We start from the raw sequence: 7,124 nt of genomic DNA on the forward strand, positions 1-7,124 counted from the left end.
ATATTCAACGGCTCTCGACCCCCCCGCGCACTCCCTCACCCACCCCCCCCCCGCCCCGGGGGCGCCCCCCCCGCCCCCCCCCCCCCCCCGCGGCCGCTCTCATCGCGGCTCGCGGCCCGGCGGCCCGGACGGTCCCCGGCTCGCAGGTGACCGCGAGTCCCCTCCGGCTCACAGCGAGCCGCCGCCCTCACGGGTCATCCTCAGCAGCCGCACCCCCGTCATCTCCAGGCGCAGTCCCGCCGTGTCCGATGCGCACCGGAGCACCACCTGCATGCAACTCGGGCACCGGAGCACGAGCGCAGGGGCATCGGCGTAGACGAGGTGCTGCCCCAGAGGCCCCGAGGCGCCACAGTGCACGCAGGTCGAGACGGCGGTGGTCGGGTCCACGGCGAGGACCTCGCCGAGCACCCCACCCGCCGCGTTTCCGTCCAGGCGCCGCTCAGGCGACCCGGGGACATCCGTCACGGGACACACCTCCCATCCGGCCGACCCGGCCGGCTCGTGGTCGATCGGTCCGGCCCGGGGTCTCGTGCACACCTCCTCGGCGCGGGGACGGAGCACGAGTACAGATGACCGTGCACCGCCCGGCTGCCGGTCAGCGGGCAGGATCGTCGGCGGGCGGATCGATCCACGTCTCCCGCACGACCTTCCCGTCGTCCCCGTCGACCATCCGGTACGTCGCCATCCGGGGTGCCACCTCGGTCGTCGGTCGTCCCGCTGCCGGTGCACGCCTGCCCGTTTCGGCGGCCAGGACGGATCACGGTCTGCTGACCGTGGCAGCGCAGTCGTGGCCGGCGCATCCGTCATCCGACTGCCGCGCGGGACCCCCGCCGAGACCGAAGTCCCTGGTTCCCTCCGGCTGGGTGAGAGAGACTCTCACTCTCCACCCCCCTCGATCCAGCTCGACGGCATCCACCACACGAGGTCTCGACATCCCCGGTGACGCATGGGAGGGGCTCCATGCCCGACATCGCGCCGTCCGACCGGAACGACGGGGTCCTGCTGGTCGGGAGGTCAGCCGAGTCCGCGGTGCTCCGTTCCTTCGTCGAGCGTGCTCTCGCCCGGGACGACGTGCTGCTGATGACGGGCGAACCCGGCGTCGGCAAGTCCGTTCTGCTGGAGACCGCCGCGCGGCATGCTGAGGCGTCGGGGGCCACGGTCCTGCGGGCGGCGGGGGTCGAGTTCGAGGCCGAGGTGGGCTTCGCGGGGCTGCACCAACTCCTCCTCCCCCTTCTCGACGACGTCGACGCACTCGCCGAGCCGCACCGCCGGGCGCTCGACGTGGCCCTCGGTCTGGGCTCCGGCAGCCCCCTGCCCCCGCTCCTGGTGTCGGCCGCCGTCCTCGCCCTCGTGAGGACAGGCGCGCAGTCGAGGCCGGTTCTCATCGTCGTGGACGACCTGCCGTGGCTGGATCGATCGAGCGTCCGGGTCCTCGGCTTCGTCGCTCGCCGGGTGCACCGCAGTCGTATCGGCTTCCTGGCGGCGGCTCGGACGGGGAGCGACAGCGTCCTGCTCCAGGCTGGTCTCCCCCAGCTCGAGGTGCCACCACTGGACGAGGACGCCGCCGCGGACCTGTTGCAGGCCCGGTTCCCCGTCCTGGACCCACGGATCCGTCAGCGGGTCCTGTCGGCATCCGCGGGCAACCCGCTGGCCCTGCTGGAACTGCCTGCCGTCATGACCGAGGCCCAGCGCACCGGCACCGCCCCCCTCCCTCCGGCTCTACCGCTGAGCAGGCACCTCCGGCAGGTCTTCGTGCAGCAGCTCGCCGACCTGCCCGCCACGACCCGCAGGCTGCTGTTGCTCGCATCCCTCGAGGGGACGGGTGATCTCCGGACGCTGCGCGCGGCAGCTGCCGACGACAAGTGGCTCGACGACCTCGCGCCGGCCGAGAGGGCTCGGCTGGTGCGCATCGACCTGGGCAGTCAGCGGGTGCTGCTGCGGCACCCGCTGATCGGCTCTGCGGCGGTCGAGATCTCGACCAGCGGAGAGATCCGGCGCGCTCACGGGGCCCTGGCCCACGTGCTGGTCGACCGGCCGGAAGAGTGCGCCTGGCACCTCGCCGAGGCTGTCGTGGGGTTCGACGCCCGGGCCGCCGACCTCCTCGAGACCGCGGCGCACCGGGCACGACGGAGGGGGGATGCGGTCCGTGCCGTCCGAGCCCTGCTCCAGGCGGCCGGACTGACACCGACCGGACCGGACCGAGCGCGCCGGTTGGCCGCGGCGGCGTTCGTGGCAGCCGACACGACCGGGGAGCTCCGGACCGTCCCCCGACTCTTGTGCGAGGCGCGTACGGCCGATCCCGGGACGGCGGGATCCCTCGAGGTCGCGGTCGCCTCTGCCCACCACCTGCTCAACGGGGAGGGGGACGTCGAGAGCGCACACCTCATCCTCGTGCGGGCGGTCGAGCACGCCGTCGACCACGGATCGCCCGCCGACGCGGTCGAGGACGCGCTGTACAGCCTCATGATGGTGTGTCACCTCGGTGGTCGCGAGGAGCTCTGGCGGCCGTTGGAGCGGGCGCTGACGGCTCTGGGACGTGACGTCCCACCGGTCCTGTCGGTGTCCAGCAGCCTGCTCGCCGACCCGGTCCGGGCGACCGCTGCGGTGCTCGAGCGGCTGGACGAGCTGATCGCCTCGGTGGACGCCGCCCTCGATCCCACCTTCGTCGTCCGGGTCGGCATGGCCGCCTCGTACGCGGATCGCCTCGGCAACTGCCGCCGAGCGCTCGGGAGGGTGATCAGGGACGGCCGGCAGGGCGGCGCGGCGGCTGCCGCCGTCAAGGCCCTGGTGCTGCTGTGCCACGACGCACTCGACGCAGGCCGCTGGGACGAGGCCGTGTGCACGGCCGAGCAGGGCATCGCCTGGGGGGACGAGCTGGGGTACGGGCTCATCACGCGGTTCGGCGTCTACTGCTCGGCCCTGGTGGCCGCCGCGAGGGGGGACGACGAGACCGTGCGGGTCCTGTCCGACGACCTCCTCGCGTGGTCGCTGCCGCGAGGAATCCACCTGTTCGAGGACTTCGCGCACCACGTCCGCGGACTGGCCGCTCTGGGGCGAGGTGACTTCGAGGAGGCGTACCGGCAGCTCACGGCCGTCGGCCCTGTCGGTGGCCCCACCCCGTGCGCCCCGGTCACGCCGCGCCTGGTGATGGACCTGGTCGAGGCAGCGGTCCGGACGGGACGTTCCGCCGAGGCCGCTGCGCACGTGGCGGCCATGAGCGGGGCCAGGGTATTCACCGGCCGACCGAGGCTCGGCGTCCTCCTGGCGGGCTCCGCGGCTCTCGTCGCGTCCGGCGAGGAGGCGGCGGAGCGGTTCGAGCGTGCCCTCGCCGTCCCCGGGGCCGAGCGATACCCCTTCGAGCGCGCGCGGGTCCGGCTCGCCTACGGCGAGCACCTGCGGCGGACGCGGGCGACCAACGCCGCGCGCGTGCAGCTGACCGCGGCGCTGGAGACCTTCCGCGACCTGGGGACCCGACCGTGGGCCGACCGGGCCTGGAACGAGCTCCGCGCGACCGGGCTGACCCACCGGTCCTCCCCCGCTGAGCGGGGAACGGTCGCCCTGACCTCGCAGGAGCACCAGATCGCCATGCTGGCGGCCTCGGGCTTGTCCAACAAGCAGATCGGCAGCCGGCTGTACCTGTCCCCACGGACCGTCGGCGCCCACCTCTACCGCGTCTTCCCGAAGCTGGGCATCAGCTCGCGGGCGGCGCTGCGCGATGCGTTGAGCGGCACGGCGCCCGAGACCGTGGAGATGCCGCCGAGCGCCGTCGCCCGCTGACCGGTGGTCGTGGTCCTTTGACTGATGCCTCGCCCCGTCGGTCCGGACAGGGTCGGCACTGCTCGAGGTGACGTCCGGGAGGAGCTGCCATGTCACTGGTCTCCCGAGGGTTCGGGCGGCGGGAGCCGCGCACGGACCAGCGACTACCCCCTGGCCAGTACGACGTCGGCGGCCACTTCCCCGTGCTGTCGGCCGGCCCGACCCCGCGGACGCCCCTGAGCGAGTGGGACCTGACGATCCAGGGGGCGGTGGACGGGGTCCGGCGCTGGAACTGGGAGGAGTTCCAGCGCCTGCCGCGCGAGGCGGTGTCGGTGGACATCCACTGCGTGACCAAGTGGTCGAAGTTCGACACCCGGTGGGAAGGCGTCGCGGTCGACACGCTGCTGGCCGAGGTCCGGACCGAGGCCGCACACCTCGTGGCCTTCTGCGACGGGGGCTACACCACGAACCTGCCGCTCGCCGACGTGACCGTCGGGCGCGCGTGGGTCGTCGACACCTACGACGGCCGGCCGCTGGCTCCGGAGCACGGAGGCCCGGCGCGGCTGCTGGTCCCGCACCTCTACTTCTGGAAGAGCGCGAAGTGGCTCCGCGGGTTCGCGTTGACCCCGGTCAACGAGCCGGGCTTCTGGGAGACCTTCGGTTACCACGATCGCGGGGACCCATGGCGCGAGCAGCGGTACAGCGGCGACTGACCTGGTTGCGGGCGACGGTCCTCGAGAACCGCCGCGAGACCGCACGCGTCCACCGGCTGCTGTTCGACGTCCCGGAGTGGCGCGGGCACCTGCCGGGTCAGCACATCGACCTGAGGCTGACCGCCGAGGACGGCTACACGGCCCAGCGCAGCTACTCGGTCGCCTCCGCGCCCGAGGACCCCCGGCTGCACCTGCTGGTCGAGCGGCTCCCGGACGGCGAGGTCTCCCGCTACCTCACCGATGAACTGCGCCCCGGGGACCTGGTGGAGCTGCGCGGCCCCATCGGCGGGTACTTCGTCTGGTCGGCCGGCCTCGACCGGAGCGGGCAGGCGGACGACGCGCAGCGACCGGTGCAGCTCGTGGCGGGAGGTGTCGGCGTCTCCCCCTTCCTCGCCATGCTCGACCACCACCGCCGTACCGGCAGCTCGACTCCGGTACGGCTGCTGTACTCGGCCCGCACGCGCGACGACCTCCTGGGCCAGGACGTCCTCGGCCCGGAGACCACGGTCACGCTGACGCGGGAAGCGCCGGCGGACTGGAGGGGGCCGACCGGGCGCATCGACGGCCACGTGCTGGAGCGACACGCCTTCGGGCCCTCGACGGGGGCGCGGGTCTTCGCCTGCGGCCCGACGGCCTTCGTGGAGGACGTGGCCACGGCGCTCGTGGAACGCGGTCACGACCCGTCGCGGATCAGGCTCGAGCGCTTCGGCGGGTCGGACGTCCCGTCGTGAGGGGCACGCGACGACCGACCCGTGTGCGGGCGTCGGCCCACGCTCAGGTGGAGCCGGTCACCCGGCGCGCGGGCCCACGCCTCCAGCTCGGGCCGGCCAGGCCCGCGCACCCGATCACGGCCACTCCGTACAGAGAAGGGCGGACTCAGCCATGACTGCGATCACAGAGGAGACCGGCAGGGCCGTCCGCCCGTTCCGGGTGGACGTGTCCGACGAGGCGCTCACCGAGCTGCGCCGGCGCATCGAGTCGACGCGCTGGCCCACCAGGGAGCTGGTCGCGGACCGCTCGCAGGGCGTGCAGTTGGCGACCATGCAGGAGTTGTGCCGCTACTGGGCGACCGAGTACGACTGGCGCCGGTGCGAGGCGAAGCTGAACGCGCTTCCGCAGTTCACGACCGAGATCGACGGCGTGGACGTGCACTTCGTCCACGTGCGCTCGCCACACGACGACGCGCTGCCGCTGGTCATGACGCACGGCTGGCCGGGCTCGGTCGTCGAGCTGCTGGAGACCGTCGGACCGCTCACCGACCCGACCGCGCACGGCGGCCGCGCCGAGGACGCCTTCCACCTGGTGCTGCCGTCCCTGCCCGGCTACGGCTTCTCCGGCGAGCCGACCGAGCTCGGGTGGGACGTCGCCCGCGTCGGTCGCGCCTGGGCGGAGTTGATGCGCCGCCTGGGCTATCCCCGCTACGTGGCCCAGGGCGGCGACGTGGGCGCCGGCGTCACCGACGCGATGGGTCGCCAGGCACCCTACGGGCTCCTCGGCATCCACCTCAACCTGCTCGTCACCGCACTGAGTCGCACGCTCCCGGGGGACACGGAGCAGGAACGCGCGGGGCTCGAGGCGATCGCCACGTTCCGAACGAGCGGCTTCGCGTACTTCCTGGAGCAGGCCACCCGGCCGCAGACGATCGGCTACGGCCTGCTGGACTCACCCGCCGCTCTGGCGGCCTGGATGCTGGACCACGACACGGACTCGTACCACAAGATGGCCCGCGCCTTCGTCGACGGGCAGCCGACGGGCAACCTCACCCGGGACCACGTCCTCGACAACGTGACGCTGTACTGGCTGACCGGCACCGGGGCCTCGGCGGCCCGCTCCTACTGGGAGAGCTACGGACCCGACGCGCCTGCGGCTGCCGCGGCCGGCCACACACCTCCGGAGGTCTCGGTCCCGGTGGGTTTCACCACGTTCCCCGGCGAGATCTGGCGGACACCACGCACCTGGGCCGAGCAGAGCTACCCCACGCTCGCGTACTTCAACGAGGCCGACCGGGGCGGCCACTTCGCCGCCTGGGAAGAGCCCGAGCTGTTCACGGCCGAGGTCCGCGCCGCCTTCCGTCCGCTGCGCGCCCCCCAGGTCCCCCAACCGCGTCGCTGATCACGGGCCCGGCGGCTCCGGGGTCGCCGTCGCCGTCCTCGGAGCCGCCTCGAGCGGCCCGTTCAGATTCCCCCCCAGATGGCGAGGAGAGGTGCGAGAGCATGACTGCAGTCGCGCAGGAGACGAGCCGGGCCGTCCGCCCGTTCCGGGTGGACGTGCCGGAGGAGGCGCTCACCGAGATGCGCCGGCGCATCGCCGCGACGGTCTGGCCCGAGCGGGAGACGGTGCCCGACTCGTCGCAGGGTGTGCCCCTCGCGGCGATGCAGGAGCTCGCGCGGTACTGGGCGACCGACTACGACTGGCGGCGGTGCGAGGCGCGGCTCAACGGCCTCCCGCAGTTCCTCACCGAGATCGACGGCCTGGACATCCACTTCATCCACGTGCGGTCGCCGCACGACGACGCGCTGCCGCTCGTGGTCAACCACGGCTGGCCGGGGTCGGTCATCGAGCAGCTCAAGATCATCGACCTGCTCGTGGATCCGACGGCGCACGGCGGGAGCGCATCGGACGCCTTCCACGTCGTGGTCCCGTCGATGCCGGGCT

General features: G+C 73.3%; 6 protein-coding genes. 5 read left to right on the forward strand and 1 reads right to left on the reverse strand.

What is annotated here, in order from left to right; translation table 11 throughout:
- Positions 1 to 168: 168 nt before the first annotated feature.
- Positions 169 to 561: a DUF6510 family protein gene (locus tag ACI79D_RS24775; RefSeq protein ID WP_456921197.1), complete on the reverse strand. Its 393-nt coding sequence runs from the start codon at positions 559 to 561 to the stop codon at positions 169 to 171.
- A gap of 399 nt (positions 562 to 960) precedes the next feature.
- On the opposite strand from ACI79D_RS24775, the gene ACI79D_RS24780 reads away from it, so the two are divergent.
- The 5 genes from ACI79D_RS24780 to ACI79D_RS24800 form a co-directional block, all read left to right on the forward strand.
- Positions 961 to 3,777 carry a helix-turn-helix transcriptional regulator gene (locus tag ACI79D_RS24780; RefSeq protein WP_456921198.1) on the forward strand — a complete coding sequence of 939 codons (2,817 nt, stop codon included), beginning with the start codon at positions 961 to 963 and terminating at the stop codon, positions 3,775 to 3,777.
- Between the two features lie 89 nt (positions 3,778 to 3,866).
- Positions 3,867 to 4,469, forward strand: a complete 603-nt coding sequence (locus ACI79D_RS24785; RefSeq protein WP_456921199.1) for a molybdopterin-dependent oxidoreductase — start codon at positions 3,867 to 3,869, stop codon at positions 4,467 to 4,469.
- On the forward strand, positions 4,439 to 5,200 hold the full coding sequence (locus tag ACI79D_RS24790) for an FAD-binding oxidoreductase (protein ID WP_456921200.1): 762 nt from the start codon (positions 4,439 to 4,441) through the stop codon (positions 5,198 to 5,200). The genes ACI79D_RS24785 and ACI79D_RS24790 overlap by 31 nt, the downstream gene beginning before the upstream one ends.
- 151 nt (positions 5,201 to 5,351) lie before the next feature.
- The gene (locus ACI79D_RS24795) at positions 5,352 to 6,581 is read left to right on the forward strand and encodes an epoxide hydrolase family protein (RefSeq protein ID WP_456921201.1); all 1,230 of its coding nucleotides are present in this window, start codon (positions 5,352 to 5,354) and stop codon (positions 6,579 to 6,581) included.
- Positions 6,582 to 6,682: 101 nt separating this feature from the next.
- The coding region (locus ACI79D_RS24800) for an epoxide hydrolase N-terminal domain-containing protein (protein ID WP_456921202.1) at positions 6,683 to 7,124 on the forward strand (442 nt) is incomplete at its 3' end.

This window comes from Geodermatophilus sp. SYSU D00708 (assembly GCF_054050115.1).

Bases quoted from the DNA above. Each gene is read 5' to 3' on its own strand.
- ACI79D_RS24780 (WP_456921198.1), top strand. From the start codon at position 961: ATGCCCGACATCGCGCCGTCCGACCGGAACGACGGGGTCCTGCTGGTC.
- ACI79D_RS24785 (WP_456921199.1), top strand. From the start codon at position 3,867: ATGTCACTGGTCTCCCGAGGGTTCGGGCGGCGGGAGCCGCGCACGGAC.
- ACI79D_RS24790 (WP_456921200.1), top strand. From the start codon at position 4,439: ATGGCGCGAGCAGCGGTACAGCGGCGACTGACCTGGTTGCGGGCGACG.
- ACI79D_RS24795 (WP_456921201.1), top strand. From the start codon at position 5,352: ATGACTGCGATCACAGAGGAGACCGGCAGGGCCGTCCGCCCGTTCCGG.